Genomic DNA, 17580 nt, shown 5'->3' with positions numbered 1-17580 from the left:
CAATGAAAGGTGGGTAGAAATAAACATAATTTGGCATCGTAGTGACAGCGCAAGGAGCCTCGTAGTTGCAGGAAAAGGATGCACTCGCCAGGAATCTCATTGCATCAGCAGCTGCATTCAAATTACAGTCGCCATTTTCGCAATTCGGCTTTGTGTTCTCTTTTATTTCGTTTGCAAGCTTTACAATCGGCGGTCTCAACTTGCAAGTGCAACACGTGAGTTGAATTGAGCGATCTCTTCTTCCAGCGCCTGGTTCGGCGTCTTCCAGCCAAGCGTCTGCCGTGGCCGGGCGTTCATCAGGTCGGCGACGTTGTTGAGATACTCCTGGCTCGCCTTGGACAAGTCCGCGCCTTTTGGCATGAACTGGCGCAGCAGGCCGTTGGTGTTCTCATTGCTGCCGCGCTGCCAGGGCGCATGTGGATCGGCGAACCAAAGATCGATGTTGAGCCGCTTCATCAGCTCTGGATAACACGTCATCTCGGTTCCGCGGTCATAGGTGAGGCTTCCCAGTAGGAAACGCGGCAGCTTCTTCATCTGTCGCGTGAAGCCCTCCAGCGCATCCTGTGCAGTACAGCCATCCATCTTGCACAGCACCACAAAGCGCGTCTTTCGCTCCACCAGCGTGCCTACGCACGAGCGGTTGAAAGCCCCTTTGATCAGGTCGCCTTCCCAGTGCCCAGGAATCAAGCGCTGCGCCACCTCTTCAGGCCGATGGACGATACGCAGCTCCTCCGGCACCCACGTGCGCTTGGCAGCGGTTGTACGGCGCAAGCCTCGCGTCGGCTTGTGCTGACGAAGCGCCTCCACAAGCTCTTTCTTCAAACCACCACGCGGATGCGCGTAGATAGCGGCGTAGATTGTTTCGTGACTCACGCGTTGACTTGGATCATCCGGATGCATGGCCTTGAGCTTGGCAGCAATTTGCTGGGGCGACCAACGATACAGAACCAAGTCGTCACGCACCTGCTGAAAGAGCGCACTGCCTTCAACAAGCCGGCGCCTTCGAACGCACGCTCTGCGGCGCAGCCGATAGTTGCTGGCTGCGCTGGTTGCCGCATAGACAGGTTCGCCCTGTCGCCTTATCTCGCGCGACAGGGTGGACGCACTGCGATTGAGTCGCCTTGCAATGGAGTTGATGCTCATTCCGTTACCGAGTTCAATTTGAAGCAAAGCGCGTTCTTCGGAACCCAGGTGCCTGTACTGTGTGCCCATGCCGCTACCCTACGTCAAGGCGGGGTGTTGCACTTGGAAGTTGAGTCTAAGGGGAGGGGCGAGTATCCGCGGCTAAACTGTCTATAATAGTTGCCGTCGCAGGTCGGATTGGGTCCGCTATGTGTGATGTAAGCGCCTAGAACGATGTGCGATGGAGAGGACAAATAAGGCGGCTTCCAGCAGATTATGCGCCGGTCACGATCTGGTACGGCCGACCAGGCGGCGTTTACACGTTGCTGCAGCGCGAACTGTGCGTCGCCTTTTGTAGGGCACGTTATGTTTGTATCCCAAGCTCTGTAGCATTCTTCAATTGGGTTTGAAGCTGCAATCGCAGGCCGTGTAAAAAGGAGCAATGAGGCAGCCATCAGGGCGGCAGTTGCCAGGCCAACAAGCTTTTCGGTAACTTGCATCTTTTTTGGTCATTCCCGTAGGCGGTTTTTGTGTTTCCAGCTCTTAGACTGGCGAAGAGATGCGATTGTTGATGATCGTCAGCTGCATTCATATCGTCCAGTCATCCATGCATTGCTGAGGTATGGCAGAAAATTTGGCCTCGTCAGACCTTGCTTGGCTATGCTGAGAGTAACGGCAGCACACATCGCCCAAAGGCTAACAGCATCCCTAGCTAATAGACCCGCGTACCGGCGCCGCTTCTGCACGTCCTGCATCGCGTCCAACTCCTTGGAGAATGTCTGCAGCTCATCGTGGTTCTACCTGGGCAGCAAGCAGCTTATCGTAAAAGAATGACCGCCAGTGGCGAGCATTGCGCTGCTTCTGCGATCGCCTACGTGCATCCTCGGCGCTCTGCAGTGATCGCTACAACCATGTCTGATCTGAAGGCGATCGACCTATTGTGCCTAGCGCATAAGCGGCTGCCGATGCATAACGGCCTAAGGATGGTCTGATCAACGCAGCCGGAAACGAAACACGCCACATCCGCCGCGCTGAGGGCGCTCAAACCCCCGGTTTTTTGCCGTTTTCGGCACGTTTTCGGGGTATTGCCCGAATTACAGGCNCGCTTGCTGTTGTACTCCGCGTCGCCGAAGGTCAGTTGCATCGTCATCGTCCTGGTGCCTCTGTGCGATTGTCGCAGGATCAGGGGGAGTTGTTCAGAGTTTCCCTAAGGGTTGGCGCGTGCCCGATAGTCCGCGTCCAGTCGGCGTGCCGCCTGCGACAACTGCTCCAGCACGCCGTGATTGCAGACGACGTCATCAGCGATGGCCAGCCGCTGCTCCCGCGTCGCCTGCGCAGTAATCATGCGATCGGCCAGTTCGGCCGTCGCTCGGTCCCGCTGCATCAGGCGTTCGTGTTGTAAGGCGACTGGCACGTCGACGACGAGGATGTGATCTAGCCATGGATAGGTGGCACGTCCCCCGGCTTCGGCCAGCAGCGGGATCGCCACGATGGTGTACGGTCCCCGGGCAGCCATTGCCGCGCGACGCAGTTCGGCGCGGATGGCTGAGTGGGTGATGGCTTCGAGCGCCTTCCGTTGAACTGGATCCGCGAAAACAACCTGGCGTAAGGCCTGTCGATCTAGCGTGCCGTCCGGCAACAAGATGCCTTGGCCAAAACGCTTCGTGATGGCATCGAGGATCGGCCCCGGCGCCACCACCTGTCGCGCAACGACATCCGCATCGATCACTGGCACGCCCAGCTTTTCGAATTCGGCAGCCAGCGCGCTTTTGCCAGAGGCGATGCCGCCCGTGAGGCCGACGATGAAGTCGCTCATCGCCGTGCCCCGGTCAACGCAGGCCTGCGAAGCGCAGGTAGCCGTCCACCAAGTCGTTACCCCAGAAGAACACAACCCAGCCGGCGATGGCGAGGTAGGGGCCGAACGGAATCGGGGTGGCGCGGTCCCGGCCCTTGGCGACCAGCCAGATCGAGCCGAGGATGGCGCCAACCAGCGAGGAGATCAGGATGATCGGCAGGATGCCTTTCAGCCCGCACCAGGCACCGAGCGCTGCCAGCAGCTTGAAGTCGCCGTGGCCCATGCCTTCCTTGCCAGTGAGCTGCTTGAACAGCCACCACACCGTCCACAGCGACACATAGCCGACCGCAGCGCCCAGCAGGGCAGGCTTGGCAGGCATGTACAGGTTGTCCATCGAGCCGACCAGACCCAGCCACATCAGCGGCAGGGTCAATTGGTCAGGCAGCAGCTTGTGGCGCAGGTCGATGCCCGACATCGCCACCAGGAAGCAACTCAGCACGATCGCGCCGAAGCCCTGCCAACCAAAGCCGAAGCGCCACACGCTGGCCACGCACAGGAAGGCCGTCAGTAGCTCAACTAGCGGATACTGGATCGAGATCGGCTTGCCGCTATAGCGCGACTTGCCGCGCAGCATCACCCAGCTCAGAACCGGGATGTTCTCCCACCATTTGAGCTTGTCGCCGGTCACCGGGTCGTGCGAAGGCTCCACCACGATCCCCGGCGGCGGCGGCTCATAGATGTCCGGCAGCTCCAGGATCTCGCGCGCATCGCGCCGCCATTGCCACTCCATGCGCTTGGGCAAGCGCAGGATCACCACGTTCAGGAAGCTGCCGATCAGCAGTCCCAGTCCGGCCGCGGCAGGAAAGCCGAGACCGGGATGCTGGTCGAGAAATGCCATTACGTCTTATCCAACCACTGCGCCGAGTTTGAAGATCGGAAGATACATGCCGATGACCATGCCGCCTACTACAACACCGATGAAGACCATAATCATCGGCTCAAGTAGACTGCTGAGTGCATCTACGGCATTGTTGACCTCTTGTTCAAAGTATTCCGCTACCTTGAAGAGCATGGCATCTAGCGCACCAGCTTCCTCGCCAATCGCAGTCATTTGAATAACCATGTGTGGGAACAGGTTTACCTGTTTCATCGCCATGTTGACAGGGTATCCAACGGACACATCGTCACGCATGCGGATCACCGCATCTTCGTAAATGCGATTCCCGGTGGCGCCAGCAACAATGCCTAATGCCTCAACCAGTGGGACACCTGCCTTAAAGGTAACAGCAGTGGTGCGCGCGAAGCGCGCAATCGAACTGTTATGCATGATTTGGCCTATGACAGGCACTTTTAATATCAGCCTATCCATAGTATGTTGCATGCTTGGCGAGCGTTTATAAGCAAAGATAAATCCGGTGATGGCGCCTGCTATGACGAATAACATGATCCACCAATAGCTCACCATGAAGCGTGAGGCTCCCACAATCATTTGAGTAAAAGCAGGTAGCTCGGCGCCAAAGCCTTTAAAAACCTCCTCAAATTGAGGGACGACAAAGATGAGTAGGATGGCGCTGACAATCAGGGCTACTGCAATAACCATGGCTGGATAAAATAGGGCTTTCTTGATCTTGCCCTTTAGTGCTTCTATATTTTCTTTGTAAGTGGCAACCGTATCTAGCACTGTCTCCAGGACACCTGCGCCCTCACCTGCTCTTACAAGGTTTCGGTAGAGCTCGTCAAACTGCACCGGATGTCTGCTGATTGATTCGTAAAGAGAGGAGCCACCCTCGATATCCGTTCTCACTTGGCCCACCATTTTTTTCATGCGTGGGTTCTTGTGACCTTCACCGATGATCTCGAGCGAGCCCACAATCGGGACCCCCGACTTCATCATGGTCGCCATCTGGCGGCTGAAAAATGCGATGTCTTTGGGCGTAATTTTCTTGCCTGCAGCACCGAACAGTGGCTTAGGCTTGAGCTTGACTACCGATGGATTGATACCTTGACGGCGAAGTTCCGCACGCAACATGTTCATGTTGCGCGCAGTCTGCTCGCCTTTCATCTTGATTCCGCGCTTATCGGTTCCTTCCCAGAGGAACAGCTGTGACGGTTGACTGGTGCTACGGTCTACCGTTTGCTTCTTAATAGAATTACGTGCGACAGACATTGTGAGTTCCCCATCGGCCATCCCCAGGCCGGCGCTAGCGGCATGATAGCGCGTTTGGGCAGGGCTGGCATTTAGGTGCGGAGGGTGGCGTGCGCCCAGGAACGCGCATCAAGTGGGGCTGGAAGTGACGGAAAGCGTCACATTGCCTGGAAGGTCGCAATTATGCGAATTCGCTCTTCCAATCTGCTGGACGTCTGTAATCATTGCCCTCAGGGGAACACACCTAGCGCTCGTGCGAAGTTGGCACGTAACCTGCTTAGCCTTAAATCGCAAGACAACTGCGGGCCGGTTCTGACACACTCCAGTCTGCCTCAATTCCAACAACCTCTTGGGGATACACCTATGAAGAAGCAACAAGGCTTTACCCTGATCGAACTGATGATCGTTGTGGCAATCATCGCGATCCTTGCCGCCATCGCGCTGCCGGCTTATCAGGACTACACCGTTCGTGGCCGCGTCTCTGAAGCGATGGTTGCCGCGTCTGCCGCCAAGACAGTGGTGGCCGAAAATGCCGCCAACGGCTCTGCCCTGAATAGCGGTTGGACCGCTCCTACAGCAACCAACAATGTTGCTAGCGTAGCCGTTGCTGCCGCTACGGGCAACATTACGGTGACCACTACCGATAAGGCCGGCGGCGGCACGATCATTTTTGCTCCCACCGCTAATGGTGCTGCGTTGACTTCTGGCACTGTTCCTACCGATCGCATTTCGTGGGATTGCAAGGGCGGCACCCTGGTTGCCAAGTATCGTCCGGCTGAATGCCGCACCTAATTTTCTGATTGGTATCCATTCTTAGCGAAGCTATCTTGCCAAGCCCGCAGATGCGGGCTTGGCTTTTTTGGTATTTTGTTGGCGGAAAAGTTTGGAAGTAAGAGAGTCCTGTTACTCTGAATGGAGAAGATTGTGATGAGTACAGTCGCGGCGAACTTAGTAGGAATTACAGGCATTGCACGCCGGTTGGTGCAGGATGGTGCACTGGAGGAGGGCGCCGCTCGAAGCGCGATGGACCAAGCCGCTCTTGCGAAGATTCCATTGCCTCAATGGTTCTCGGAGAAGAAGCTCGTTTCAGCGTCGCAGTTAGCTGCCGCCAACGCAGTCGAATTTGGCATGCCGCTGCTGGATGTATCGGCATTTGACGCCAACCAGAACGCGGTCAAGCTGGTCAGTGAGGAGTTGCTCCAGAAGCACCAGGTGCTGCCGCTGTTCAAGCGCGGTAACCGGTTGTTCGTGGGGGTGAGCAATCCGACCCAGACCCGGGCGCTGGATGACATCAAGTTCCATACGAACCTGGTGGTGGAGCCGATCCTGGTCGATGAGGATCAAATCCGTCGCACCTTGGAACAATGGCAGGCGAGCAATGCTGCGCTTGGTTCGTCGCTGGGGAGCGACGACGACGAGATGGGCGACTTGGACGTGTCGGCCGGGGACGAGGACATGGGCGCCGGCGGGGATTCCGGGGTCGATGCCAAGGGCGACGATACGCCGGTGGTGAAGTTCGTCAACAAAGTGCTGGTGGATGCGATCAGGCGGGGAGCCTCCGACATCCATTTCGAGCCGTACGAAGACGACTACCGGGTGCGCTTGCGCATCGACGGCTTGCTGAAGAACGTGGCGAAGGCGCCGGTGAAGCTGAATCAGCGCATCGCGGCGCGTTTGAAGGTGATGTCGCAGCTGGATATCGCCGAGAAGCGGGTGCCGCAGGACGGGCGCATCAAGCTCAACCTGTCCAAGACCAAGCAGATCGACTTCCGCGTCAGCACCTTGCCGACGCTGTTCGGCGAGAAGGTAGTGCTGCGTATCCTGGACGGCAGCGCGGCCAAGCTGGGTATCGACAAGCTGGGCTATGAGGCGGACCAGCAGAAGTTGTTCCTGGAGGCGATCCACAAGCCTTACGGGATGGTGCTGGTCACCGGGCCGACTGGCTCGGGTAAGACGGTGTCGCTGTACACGGCGCTGGGCATCCTCAACGACGAGACGCGCAACATCTCCACCGCCGAGGATCCGGTCGAAATCCGCTTGCCGGGCGTCAACCAGGTGCAGCAGAACAACAAGCGCGGCATGACCTTCGCCGCGGCCTTGCGTTCGTTTCTGCGCCAGGATCCGGACATCATCATGGTCGGCGAAATCCGCGACCTGGAGACGGCGGAGATTGCGATCAAGGCGGCGCAGACCGGTCACATGGTGCTGTCGACACTGCACACCAATGACGCCCCGCAGACCATTGCGCGTCTGATGAACATGGGCATTGCGCCCTACAACATCACGTCCTCGGTGACCTTGGTGATCGCGCAGCGTCTGGCGCGGCGGTTGTGCAACAACTGCAAGCGCAAGTCGACCTTGCCGGAGCACGCGCTGCTGGCGGAAGGGTTCACGCCAGAGCAAGTTGCGAACATCGAGCTCTATGAAGCGGTCGGTTGCGACGAGTGCACCGAAGGCTACAAGGGGCGTACAGGTATCTACCAGGTGATGCCGATGACCGACGAGATCGGTGCGATCGTGCTGGAAGGCGGCAATGCGATGCAGATCGCCGAGGCGGCGCAGAAGATCGGCATCCGCGATTTGCGCCAGTCGGCGTTGATGAAGGCTGCGCACGGGGTAACCAGCCTGGCGGAAATCAATCGGGTGACCAAGGACTGAGCGCCCTCATCCGCCCTTCGGGCACCTTCTCACGCAGGCGGGAGAAGGAAGAAGGAAGAAGAAGGCGGCAATGCGATGCAGATCGCCGAGGCGGCGCAGAAGATCGGTATCCGCGATTTGCGTCAGTCGGCGCTGATGAAGGCTGCGCACGGGGTGACCAGTCTGGCAGAAATCAATCGTGTGACCAAAGACTGAGCGCCCTCATCCGCCCTTCGGGCACCTTCTCCCGCAAGCGGGAGAAGAAGGCGATACGCGATCTTCCGCAAGCGGGGAAAGAAAGTGGTGACGCGATCTCCCGTAAGTGGGAGAAGGAGCCGCAATGCGACGCAGATCGCCGAGGCGGCGCAGAAGATCGTATCTGCGATCTGCGCCAGTCGGCGCTGATGAAGGCTGCGCATGGGGTGACCAGCCTGGCGGAAATCAATCGGGTGACCAAGGACTGAGCGCTCTCATCCGCCCTTCGGGCACCTTCTCCCGCAAGCGGGAGAAGAAGGCGATACGTGATCTCCCGCAGGCGGGAGAAGAAGGCGATACGCGATCTTCCGCGGGCGGGAGAAGGGAGTTCTGGCTACCTTCTGCCTAGCCGAGATCAGTCGGGTGACCAAGGACTGATTGGGCGGCATTGGGGAGTCGGGATTGGAGATTCGCACGGGCAGTTCCCAGGTCTGGAACTCCCCGCCCTCGGTTCTTTCAGATGCAAACCTGCCATCACCCGGCCAGCAGGGTCTGTGCAGCAATGCGGTCACCAATCCCCAATGCCGAATCCCCAATCCCGGCATTCCAGCTACTCCATCCCCAGCTTCTTGAGCTTGTAGCGCAACGCCCGGAACGTGATGCCCAGCTGCGCGGCGGTCTTGGTCTTGTTCCAGCGGTTTTCTTCCAGGGCCTTCTGGATCGCTGCGCGCTCCAGTTGCTCGATGTAGGAGGGCAGGGCGGCCGAGGCGGGGTCGATGTCGACCACCGCTTCGCGCGGTTCGGCCGTAGCGGCGCCGGGGGCGGCGGCCAGGCGGTGGCCGCCGTGGGCGGGCAGGCGCAGGTCGCTGGCGCTGATCTGGTCGTCTTCTGCCAGGGCCAGGGCGCGTTCGAGGATGTTTTCCAGCTCGCGCACATTGCCGGGAAAGCCGTAGTGATCCAGCGCGTCCAGGGCCGAGGGCGTCAGCAGCGGAATCGGCCGCCCGTGGCTGTGGGCCAGCCGCGCGATGATCGCGGCCGCCAGTTGCGGCAGGTCGCCGCTGCGCTCGCGCAGGGGCGGTACACGCAGTTCGATCACATTGATGCGGTAGTACAGGTCGTGGCGGAAGCGGCCGTCGGAAACCAGGTCGCCCAGGTCCTTGTGGGTGGCCGAGAGGATGCGCACATCCACCAGGGTCTCGCCGGAAGCGCCGACCGGGCGCACCGACTTCTCCTGGATCGCCCGTAACAGCTTGACCTGCATCTGCAGCGGGAGTTCGGCCACTTCGTCCAGGAACAGGGTGCCGCCATGGGCGGCCTGGAACAGGCCGGGCTTGTCGGCGTGCGCGCCGGTGAAGCTGCCCTTCTTGTGGCCGAAGAATTCGCTTTCCATCAGTTCGGCGGGAATGGCACCGCAGTTGACCGGGATGAACGGCCCGGCCGCGCGCGCGCCCTGTTCGTGGATGGTGCGCGCCACCAGCTCCTTGCCCACGCCCGATTCGCCGACGATATAGACCGGCGCCTGGCTGCGCGCGACCTTGGCGATGGTGGCGCGCAGGCTCTCCATGGCGCTGGAGTCGCCAAGCAGCCGGCTGGCCTGTTCCGGCGGCGGTGCGGGCGCCGCCGCCCGATCGCGGTTGTTCAATTCCAGCGCGTGCTTGACCAGGCCGCGCAGCACGCTGATGTCCACCGGCTTGCTGACGAAGTCGAATGCGCCGGCCTTGAGCGCTTCCACGGCCAGATCCATGCTGCCGAAGGCGGTGATCATCGCCACCGGCGTCTGCGGGTAGTGCTTGGCGATTTCGGTGACCAGCTCGATGCCGTTGCCGTCGGGCAGGCGCATGTCGGTCAGGCACAGGTCGTAGGGGTTGCTGGCCAACAGCTCGCGCGCTTCGGCGAGGTTGGCCGCCGTGCTGATGCGCAGGCCCATCCGCCCCAGGGTGAGAACAAGCAATTCACGGATATCGCGCTCGTCGTCGACGACCAGGGCACTTTTCGGTTCGTTCATGTTGCCCACGATAGCCCAGCGTGATGACGGTCGACAATTGTCAGCGTCATTGGCCCAGTAACGTCATGCCATTGCGCGAACGGTTTGCGCCGCAGGGCTGGATGAGAGGGCTGGCGCCGGCTACCGGGGCGGACCGCAGGGCGCGGCCGGTAGACGCACGCACACCGCACCGGCTGAGAGCGGCTAACAAACGTAGCGAGCAGTCGTCAGGTAGGTGTGGGCGGTGCGGAGGAACCGGAGTGTACAAGTGGTACATGCCGCACCGAGCGCCGGCCGCGCCCGCCTCGCGCCTGCACGGTCGTTCTGTTAGCTGCTCTTACTTGCCCAGCAGCCCGTTGGGTCCTTGCAATAGGATCCGGAAGCAGGCACCGCCGCCGGGTACGGGCACGTAGTCCAGTTGCGCCTGATTGGCGCGGCACAGCTCCTGGGCGATGTAGAGGCCGAGCCCGGTGCCGTGCTCGGAGGTGGTATAGAACGGGCGGAACAACTGGGCGGCCACCGTTTCCGGGATGCCGGGACCCCGATCGACCACGTCGATGACGGCCATGCGTTCCTGGTGTTCGACGCGCAGCTTTACCCGCGCCGGTTCGTCCATGATCCGGCCGTACTTGAGCGCGTTGTGGACCAGCGCGGTGAGGATCTGGTGCAGGTGCTTGGGGTCGACCAGCGCATGCACCGCGCTGCCCTGGATGCTGGCCTCCAGGATGTCGGTCTCCATCGACAGGGTCTGCCGATACTCGACCACGAAGCGACGCACGAAGGCAGCCAGATCCAGGGTTTCGGGGTTGGCGCGCTCGCGGCGGGCCAGCCCCAGCACGCTTTCGACGATGCCGTTGGTGCGTTGGCACTGCTGGTTGATGATCTGCAGCAGGCGGCGGTCCGCATCGCCGATGTCCGGCGATTCTTCCAGCAACTGCGAGGCGTAGCTGATTGCGGCCAGCGGGTTGCGGATTTCATGGGCCAGGCTGGCCGAGAAGCGGCCCATCGCCGACAGGGTCAACGATTCGGCGCGGCGCGAGACCACGGTGGCGTCGTCCAGAAATACCAGCACCAGGTCGCTGTCGGCGAGCAGGCGCACGAAACGCGGCTGCACTTCCGGGCGGTCTGCGCCCAGCTGCAGCGGGGCCTCTTCCTGGCGCCAGCCGCTGCGCCAGCGCTGCAGGCGGCGTGCCAGTTCCGGGGTAAGCGCGACCAGCGACAGGTCCGCCGGTGCAGTGCGCGAATCGCCATCGCCCAGCAGGGCCAGGGCCGCTTCGTTGGCCAGGGTGATGTGGTTGTGCGCGTCCACCACCAGCACGCCGGTGCGCATGCGCCGGATGATCAGCTCGTTGATCTCGTAGAGGTTGGCGACCTGGGCGCCACGCTCTTCGGCCAGTACCTGGTTGCGGCGCGCGCGCGAGGCGATCTGTTCGCAGATGAAGGCCACCGCGACGTAGCTGGTGACGAACATCGCAAGCTCGGCCACCGGACGCGCGGCGGCCCCGCCTTCGAGCAGGGTCCACAGGTATTCGAGCACGATGGCGGCGCTGGCGAGCACCGCGACGCTCATGCCGTAGCGCAGCCGCAGCAGGGTTGCTGCGGCTGCGACATTGAACAGCAGCATCATCGCGATGCCGGCGCTGGCGCCGGGCAAGGCGTGCGTGGTCAGGGTGGCGGCCAGGATGTCGGCCACCACTGCGCACAGGACAGTGGCGGTCAGGCGGCGCTCGTTACGGCCCCAGAACAGCAGCGGGATGGCCATCGACAGGTAGCCGATGGCCACCGCCGCGGCCAGGCGCGGATAGCGGGGGCCCGGGATGGCATCGGACAGCGGGCTGAACACCAGTGCGGCGATCAGCCCGGCAACCAGGACCCGGTACAGCGAGAAAAAGTACAGCTCGCGCTGTGGCGCCGACCGGATCCGGTCGATGAGCGATGCGCTGAATGCCACGCCGGACCCCCTTGCTGAAACGTGACGCGAGTATAGGCAGGTGCGGGTCGCGCATGGCCGCCGGGAGGCTGGGATGCCGCACAACCGCGCGGATCCGGCCGGCAATATCGCCGAATTTTGCGCCGCACGGCCCGGTCGGCCACAATAGGCGGCCCGTTCGCGTCCCATGACGTGCCGCCCACGCGGTCTGCGTCGCACGCAGCGGTCGTTTCCTTTTCCCACGGTGACGCATGAATTTCCACGAATACCAGTCAAAACAGCTGCTTGCCGAGTACGGCATCCCCGTTCCGGCCGGCAAGGTCGCGGCGACCCCGGACGAAGCGGTTGAAGTCGCCAATTCCCTGGGCAAGGGCCCCTGGATGGTGAAGGCGCAGATCCACGCGGGCGGCCGCGGCAAGGCTGGCGGCGTCAAGTTCTGCAAGACCACCGACGACGTGAAGGCCGCGGCAGCCAAGATGCTCGGCACCAAGATGTCCACCTACCAGACCGCCGGTGTCGAGCTGCCGGTCAACCTGGTGCTGGTGACCACCGCCGGTGAGATCGTCAAGGAGCTGTACCTGTCGATCCTGGTCGACCGCGGCACCAAGACCATCACCTACATCGCCTCTTCCGAAGGCGGCGTCGAGATTGAGCAGGTCGCTGCCGAGACGCCGGAGCTGATCCACTCGCTCAATGTCGATTTCGTCGAGGGCGTGCAGGGCTATCACGGCCGCGATTTCGGCTTCAAGCTCGGCCTGACCGCCAAGCAGGCCGGCCAGTTCGCCAGCATCATGGTGAACCTGTACCGCCTGTTCAACGAAAAGGACCTGGCGCTGGTCGAGATCAACCCGCTGGCGATCCTGGACGACGGCAACCTGTACGCGCTGGACGGCAAGTTCGACAGCGACGACAACGCCGCGTTCCGTCAGAAGGCGCTGGTCGCCATGCGCGACAAGACGCAGGAAGACGAGACCGAAGTGACCGCGTCGGAACTGGACATCAACTACGTCACCATGGACGGCAACATCGGTTGCATGGTCAATGGTGCCGGCCTGGCCATGGCCACCATGGACGTCATCAAGCTCAATGGCGGCGAGCCGGCGAACTTCCTGGACGTGGGCGGCGGTGCGAACAAGCAGCGCGTCATCGAGGCGTTCAAGCTGATCCTGTCCTCGGACAAGGTCGAAGGCATCTTCGTCAACATCTTCGGCGGCATCGTCCGCTGCGACATGATTGCCGAAGGCATCATCGCCGCGGTCAAGGAAGTGGGCGTCAAGGTTCCGGTCGTGGTGCGCCTGGAAGGCACCAATGTGGAAGAAGGCAAGCAGCTGCTGCGCGACAGCGGCATGGCCATCATCCCGGCCGACAACATCAACGACGGTGCCAAGAAGGTCGTCGAAGCTGTCAAGAACGCCGCCTGATCCACGACACCGAAGGAACTATCCATGTCCGTTTTGATTAACAAGAACACCAAGGTGATCGTGCAGGGCTTTACCGGCCAGCAGGGCACCTTCCACGCCACTCAGATGATCGAGTACGGCACCCAGGTCGTCGGCGGCGTCACGCCGGGCAAGGGCGGCACCACCCATATCGACCTGCCGGTGTTCAACACCGTGGCCGATGCCGTGCAGAGCACCGGCGCCGATGCGTCGGTGATCTACGTGCCGCCGCCGTACGCGGCCGATGCGATCCTGGAAGCGGCTGCGGCCGGCATCAAGGTCATCGTCTGCATCACCGAAGGCATCCCGGTGCTGGACATGCTGCGCGTCAAGAACGTGCTGACCCGCTCGCATCCGGACACCGTGCTGATCGGGCCGAACTGCCCCGGCGTGATCACCCCGGGCGAGTGCAAGATCGGCATCATGCCGGGCCACATCCACAAGCCGGGCAAGATCGGCATCGTGTCGCGTTCGGGCACCCTGACCTATGAAGCGGTCAAGCAGACCACCGAAGTGGGTCTGGGCCAGAGCACCTGCATCGGCATCGGTGGCGACCCGATCAACGGCCTGAACTTCGTCGACTGCCTCAAGCTGTTCAACGAAGACCCGCAGACTGAAGGCATCATCATGGTTGGCGAAATCGGCGGCGACGCCGAAGAAGCCGGTGCCGAGTACATCAAGAACCACGTCAAGAAGCCGGTTGTCGGCTTCATCGCCGGTGCGTCGGCGCCGGCCGGCAAGCGCATGGGCCACGCCGGTGCGATCGCCTCGGGCGGCAAGGGCACGGCCGAAGGCAAGTTCGCGGCGATGGAAGCCGCTGGCGTCAAAACCGTCCGTTCGCCGGGCGATCTGGGTGCGGCGATCGCTGCGCTGGTGAAGTAAGTACGCCACACGTGCAAGCGTGCAAGCGTGCAAGCGTCCAGAGAGGCCGCCTTCGGGCGGCCTTTTTTGTTGGTGCCCTCATCCGCCCTTCGGGCACCTTCTCCCGCACGCGGGAGAAGGGAGCCACAGCGGCACCCACAGCAACAGCAACAGCAAAGATGCTGCTGAGATCATATTCACAAGGAATGTCAGGCTGGTCGTTGCCTGCTTGATCGACGGAGCGTGCCACGCTCATGGCTGTGACATCCCCTCTCCCGCGTGCGGGAGAGGGGTAGGGGTGAGGGCGCCTTCCATGCGGCAATCTCCGACGCCAACGTGCCATCAATACCGATAGCGCCACCCGGGCGCTATAAGCCACCTTGGCCATCTTCCTGCCGGGAATGTCCATGCGCCACGCCGCCAAGACCGGATTCGCCAGGCACCTGCGTCGTGAGATGACTGCAGCCGAGCGCGCGCTTTGGTATCGGTTGCGAGATCGACGCCTGCTCGGCTTCAAGTTCCGGCGTCAGTTTCCCATTGGGCCTTATATCGTCGATTTCGTCTGCCTCGCCCGGGCGTTGATCGTCGAAATCGATGGTAGCCAGCACCTGCCACCCGGCGCGGACGCCACGCGCGATGCCTTCCTGCACCGCGAGGGCTTCCAGGTGCTGCGCTTCTGGAATAATGCAGTTCTTGCCAGCGGCGGCGATGTCTGCGAGATGATCGCGCGAGATTTGCTTGCGGCCCGTTCCTCCCTTCCCGCTTCCGTGCTTCGGAAAACACACGCACAAGGCCGTTGATATGTCCCAGACGCTCCGCATCGCCATGGCCCAGTTCGACTTCCCGGTCGGTGCCGTGGCGCGCAACACCGATCGCATCATCGCCTTCATCGCCGCAGCGCGCGACGAGTTCGGTGCCGACATCGTGCTGTTTCCCGAGCTGGCGATCAGCGGCTATCCGCCAGAAGATCTGCTGCTGCGGCCGGGTTTTCTGGCCCATTGCGAACAGGCGCTGGCGCGGATCGCGGCCGCCACGCGCGGCATCGTGGCGGTGGTGGGCTGGCCGCAGAGCGCCGGCAGCGTGGTGTACAACGCCGCCAGCGTGCTGCGCGATGGCCGCATCGAGGCGACCTACCGCAAGCGCGAGCTGCCCAACTACGCGGTATTCGACGAGCGCCGCTATTTCGACGTGGACCCGGATGGCGACAACTGCGTGGTCACGGTCAAGGGCGTGCAGGTGGGCGTGGTGATCTGCGAGGACCTGTGGTTCGCCGAGCCGCTGGCCAAGACGGTGCAGGCCGGCGCCGAGCTGGTGCTGGTGCCCAATGCCTCGCCGTACGAGCGCGGCAAGCATGCCCAGCGCGATGCCTTGCTGGCCGAGCGTACCCGCGAAAGCGGGGCGGCGATCGCCTATCTCAATGTGGTGGGGGGGCAGGACGCGCTGGTCTTCGACGGCGCCTCGGTGGTGGCCGACGGCAATGGCACCGTGCATCCGGCTGCCGCCGCCTTCGTGGACCAGTGGCTGGTGGTGGACTATGCCGCTGGCGAGCGCAGCTTCGCCCCGGTGGTCTGGGTGGACGATGGCGACGAGAGCATGGATGCGCTGGCCTGGCGTGCAGTCGTGCGCGGCCTGCAGGACTATTGCCGCAAGAATGGTTTCGGCAAGGTCTGGCTGGGGCTGTCGGGCGGGATCGACTCGGCGCTGGTGCTGGCGATGGCGGTAGACGCGCTGGGCGCCGAGAACGTCACTGCAGTGCGGCTGCCCTCGCGCTACACGGCGAACCTGTCCAACGATCTGGCCGATGAGCAATGCCGCGCGCTAGGAGTGAAGCTGGAAACCGTCGCGATCGCGCCGGTGTTCGAGGGGCTGCTCGCCGCGCTGGGGCCGATGTTCGAAGGCACCCAGCCGGACATCACCGAGGAAAACCTGCAGTCGCGTAGCCGCGGCGTGATGTTGATGGCGCTGTCCAACAAGTTCGGCGGGCTGTTGCTGACCACCGGCAACAAGAGCGAATACGCGGTGGGCTACGCCACCATCTATGGCGACATGTGCGGTGGCTATGCGCCGCTCAAGGATCTGTACAAGACCGAAGTGTTCGGCCTGGCCAAGTGGCGCAATACCGTGGGTGGCGCGCCGGTGATTCCGCCGGCGGTGATTTCGCGCCCGCCGTCGGCCGAGCTGCGCGACAACCAGACCGACCAGGACTCGCTGCCGCCCTACGACGTGCTCGACGGCATCCTGTACCGCTATGTCGATCAGGAGCAGTCGCGCGACGACATTGTCGCTGCCGGATACGCGGCCGACACGGTGGAGCACGTGCTACGGCTGGTGCGGCTGAATGAGTGGAAGCGTCACCAGGCTGCGCCGGGGCCGAAGGTGTCGCGGCGTGCGTTCGGGCGCGAGCGGCGCTACCCGATCACCAACGGCTACAGCGGGCAGTAACGCTCCCAAGGCCCCGTTGCGGAGATGTCGTAGAACTGGTTGCCGGCGCGCGTGTGGCGGCGGCCTCCCTCACGCCGGCAGGACCTGCCCAATAAACAAGGGGGCCTTGCGGCCCCTTGTTGTGCTTCACGCGACGGTCGAAGATCTTAGTCGCGATTCATCTGTGCATTGCGCTGTCCGGTAGCGGCGGACTTTTCGCCGGCAAACGGATTGAGCTTGCGGATGGCCCAGGGGTACTTCGGCCAGTTGCTGCTCAGCCACGGGTGCTGCGGGCTGTTGAGTTCGAGCACGCGGCGCGCGTCGGCGGCCAGGGTCTTGTTGCCCAGATGCGTGTAAGCCTCGGCCAGCACCGCTACCGCATCGTACTGGTAGGCGCTCTGCGGATAGGTTTCCAGCAGGTAGTTGGCGCGGCCGGCAGCCGATACCCAGGCATTGCGCCGCAGGTAGTACAGCGCATTGTCCAGCTCGTGCTGGGCGAAGATGTCGCGCAACTCGATCATCCGCTTGCGCGCATCGGCGGCGTAGCGGCTGTTCGGGTAGCGGTCGGTGACGGTGTTGAAGTCGTTGTAGGCCTGCTGTGGCGACGACAGGTCGCGGCGGCTCGGGTCCAGCGACCACACCCGGCGCAGGAACACCGTGTCGCGGTTGCTGTTGGCCAGCCCGCGCAGGTAGTACAGGTAGGCGATATTGCGATGGGTCGGGTAGGTCCGGATGAAGCGGTCGACGCTGGACACGGTGTCGTCGTGCTTGCCGGCCTTGTACTGCGCGTAGGCGCTTTCGATCATCGCCTGCTCGGTGTACGGCCCGTACGGGTACTGGGCCTGCAGGCGTTTGAAGCTGGCTTCGGCGCCAGCCCAGTTGCCTTTCTCCATCAGCTCATGGGCCTTGCCATAGAGCTGCTCGACCGGCATGCCCTCGTCGGGATTCTTGTCCTTGGCGCCGCGGTGGCAGCCGGTGACGACGAACGCCATGACCAGCATGAGGGCAATCAGGCGCGCAGGCGCGGAAAACGTGGACCGTCGGATCATG

The 17580-nt window shown here is 62.3% G+C and carries 14 protein-coding genes and 1 other RNA gene; 7 read left to right on the top strand and 8 right to left on the bottom strand.

The genetic code is table 11. The features are described 5' to 3' along the window. Positions 1-195: 195 nt before the first annotated feature. The 4 genes from XCSCFBP4642_RS0114695 to XCSCFBP4642_RS0114680 form a co-directional block, all read right to left on the bottom strand. Positions 196-1212: an IS30 family transposase gene (locus XCSCFBP4642_RS0114695; RefSeq protein ID WP_029218148.1), complete on the bottom strand. Its 1017-nt coding sequence runs from the start codon at positions 1210-1212 to the stop codon at positions 196-198. A gap of 1117 nt (positions 1213-2329) precedes the next feature. Next, positions 2330-2938 (bottom strand): dephospho-CoA kinase, encoded by a 609-nt coding sequence (gene coaE, locus XCSCFBP4642_RS0114690; protein WP_029220464.1) that lies wholly within the window; start codon positions 2936-2938, stop codon positions 2330-2332. Between the two features lie 13 nt (positions 2939-2951). Continuing rightward, positions 2952-3815: a prepilin peptidase gene (locus XCSCFBP4642_RS0114685; protein ID WP_029220463.1), complete on the bottom strand. Its 864-nt coding sequence runs from the start codon at positions 3813-3815 to the stop codon at positions 2952-2954. 6 nt (positions 3816-3821) lie between these two features. Beyond that, positions 3822-5084, bottom strand: coding sequence for a type II secretion system F family protein (locus XCSCFBP4642_RS0114680; protein WP_029220462.1), 1263 nt, complete (start codon positions 5082-5084; stop codon positions 3822-3824). 342 nt (positions 5085-5426) lie between these two features. Between XCSCFBP4642_RS0114680 and XCSCFBP4642_RS0114675 the strand changes: the two genes are divergently transcribed. From XCSCFBP4642_RS0114675 to XCSCFBP4642_RS0114665, 3 genes are all read left to right on the top strand, one after another. Further along, on the top strand, positions 5427-5855 hold the full coding sequence (locus XCSCFBP4642_RS0114675) for a pilin (RefSeq protein ID WP_029220461.1): 429 nt from the start codon (positions 5427-5429) through the stop codon (positions 5853-5855). Between the two features lie 135 nt (positions 5856-5990). After that, on the top strand, positions 5991-7721 hold the full coding sequence (gene pilB / locus XCSCFBP4642_RS0114670) for a type IV-A pilus assembly ATPase PilB (RefSeq protein ID WP_029220460.1): 1731 nt from the start codon (positions 5991-5993) through the stop codon (positions 7719-7721). A gap of 75 nt (positions 7722-7796) precedes the next feature. Then, the gene (locus tag XCSCFBP4642_RS0114665) at positions 7797-7916 is read left to right on the top strand and encodes a hypothetical protein (protein ID WP_029220459.1); all 120 of its coding nucleotides are present in this window, start codon (positions 7797-7799) and stop codon (positions 7914-7916) included. A 589-nt stretch (positions 7917-8505) separates the two neighbouring features. Here XCSCFBP4642_RS0114665 and XCSCFBP4642_RS0114660 read toward each other — a convergent pair. The 3 genes from XCSCFBP4642_RS0114660 to XCSCFBP4642_RS0114655 form a co-directional block, all read right to left on the bottom strand. Continuing rightward, positions 8506-9900, bottom strand: a complete 1395-nt coding sequence (locus XCSCFBP4642_RS0114660; RefSeq protein ID WP_053329570.1) for a sigma-54-dependent transcriptional regulator — start codon at positions 9898-9900, stop codon at positions 8506-8508. Between the two features lie 181 nt (positions 9901-10081). Further along, a non-coding RNA gene (locus tag XCSCFBP4642_RS27205) (sX9 sRNA) lies at positions 10082-10156 on the bottom strand. Between the two features lie 60 nt (positions 10157-10216). Further along, a complete protein-coding gene (locus XCSCFBP4642_RS0114655) occupies positions 10217-11830 on the bottom strand; it encodes a sensor histidine kinase (protein WP_029220457.1) in 1614 nt (537 codons plus the stop codon). 230 nt (positions 11831-12060) lie between these two features. Between XCSCFBP4642_RS0114655 and sucC the strand changes: the two genes are divergently transcribed. From sucC to XCSCFBP4642_RS0114635, 4 genes are all read left to right on the top strand, one after another. Then, positions 12061-13230, top strand: a complete 1170-nt coding sequence (gene sucC, locus XCSCFBP4642_RS0114650) for an ADP-forming succinate--CoA ligase subunit beta (RefSeq protein WP_029220456.1) — start codon at positions 12061-12063, stop codon at positions 13228-13230. A 24-nt stretch (positions 13231-13254) separates the two neighbouring features. Then, a complete protein-coding gene (sucD, locus tag XCSCFBP4642_RS0114645; protein WP_029220455.1) occupies positions 13255-14130 on the top strand; it encodes a succinate--CoA ligase subunit alpha in 876 nt (291 codons plus the stop codon). 386 nt (positions 14131-14516) lie between these two features. Further along, positions 14517-14909 carry an endonuclease domain-containing protein gene (locus XCSCFBP4642_RS0114640; RefSeq protein WP_029220454.1) on the top strand — a complete coding sequence of 131 codons (393 nt, stop codon included), beginning with the start codon at positions 14517-14519 and terminating at the stop codon, positions 14907-14909. Position 14910: 1 nt separating this feature from the next. Further along, positions 14911-16551, top strand: coding sequence for an NAD+ synthase (locus tag XCSCFBP4642_RS0114635; RefSeq protein WP_029220453.1), 1641 nt, complete (start codon positions 14911-14913; stop codon positions 16549-16551). 146 nt (positions 16552-16697) lie between these two features. On the opposite strand, the gene XCSCFBP4642_RS0114630 is transcribed toward XCSCFBP4642_RS0114635, so the two are convergent. Then, positions 16698-17579 carry an outer membrane protein assembly factor BamD gene (locus tag XCSCFBP4642_RS0114630; RefSeq protein WP_029220452.1) on the bottom strand — a complete coding sequence of 294 codons (882 nt, stop codon included), beginning with the start codon at positions 17577-17579 and terminating at the stop codon, positions 16698-16700. Between the last annotated feature and the right edge of the window lies 1 nt (position 17580).

This window comes from Xanthomonas cassavae CFBP 4642 (assembly GCF_000454545.1).
Classification (GTDB): Bacteria; Pseudomonadota; Gammaproteobacteria; order Xanthomonadales; family Xanthomonadaceae; genus Xanthomonas; species Xanthomonas cassavae.
The sequence above is the reverse complement of the archived record's forward strand: the minus strand, read 5'-3'. Positions and strand labels throughout refer to the sequence as shown.